Origin of the sequence: Mesorhizobium sp. M7A.F.Ca.AU.001.01.1.1 (assembly GCF_004022735.1) — a bacterium.
In the GTDB taxonomy this organism is placed as follows: Bacteria; Pseudomonadota; Alphaproteobacteria; order Rhizobiales; family Rhizobiaceae; genus Mesorhizobium; species Mesorhizobium ciceri.
This window is the reverse complement of record NZ_RZPF01001260.1, coordinates 1-806: the sequence shown is the minus strand read 5'-3', so window position 1 is coordinate 806 and position 806 is coordinate 1. Positions and strand designations below refer to the sequence as shown.

The following is an 806-nucleotide window of genomic DNA, read 5'->3' as shown; positions in this document are numbered from 1 at the left end:
TTGGCGCCTGCACCGAGAACGCGCTTGATGTCGGCCTCGTCGGCCTCGTGGCCGCCAAGATTGATGGTGGCGGAGAAGGCTTCGCTCTTCAGCCGGCCGGCCGTCATGTTGACGATCAGCGAATCAACCGTCAGCCCGGCCATGCGCTCGGCTGCGTCGACGGAAAGGCGGATGGCATGCTCCGCCCTGTCGAGATCGACCACGACACCCGACTTCACGCCTTGCGACTTCTGATGGCCGATGCCGATCACCTGGATCCGGTGCGAACGGCCGCGCAGCAGCTTGCCGTCATCGCACGGCTTGAGCTTGGCCACCATGCAGCAGACCTTGCTCGAACCGACATCCAGCACCGTCAGGGTGCCAGACCGGCGCGACGCGGCATCGCCAGGACTGCCAAGCCAGCTCATATCTTCGTCTCCGGCTTGCGCTTCAGGCTCTTGGGTTTCTCGTTGAGGGCGGCTTCGCGCTGCGTCGCCGCTTCCGCCGTCAACTGGACGACCAGCCGGTCCGTCAGGCGCATGTCGACGGCGGCGATGTCGCGCGACAGCAAACCGTTGTCATGATCCATCTTCACGAGTTCGGCGAGCGCCTGATCCTCGTCGTCCTCGGGAAGCTTGATGGTGATGCCATTGTCCAGCTTCAGGTCCCAGCGCCGTTCGCCGACACGGATATAACCTTTGATCCGGTTCGCGAGCTCGGGATATTTTTCGACCTTGGCCAGGAAATCGGGCGCGCTCGCCGGCGCGCCGGTGCCGATCAGCAGAGGCAGAAGCACCTGCTTGCCGCCCGAGAACGGCGCGATCATG

2 protein-coding genes are annotated in these 806 nt (G+C 64.3%); both read right to left on the bottom strand.

Features of this window, described 5'->3' with window-relative positions; all coding sequences use genetic code 11:
• On the bottom strand, positions 1-407 hold a 407-nt coding region (locus EN884_RS37515), incomplete at its 3' end, for a cell division protein FtsA (RefSeq protein WP_281034875.1).
• Positions 404-806 (bottom strand): cell division protein FtsQ/DivIB (locus tag EN884_RS37510; RefSeq protein WP_164895495.1); only part of this gene is annotated, 403 nt, incomplete at its 5' end. The genes EN884_RS37510 and EN884_RS37515, both read right to left, overlap by 4 nt.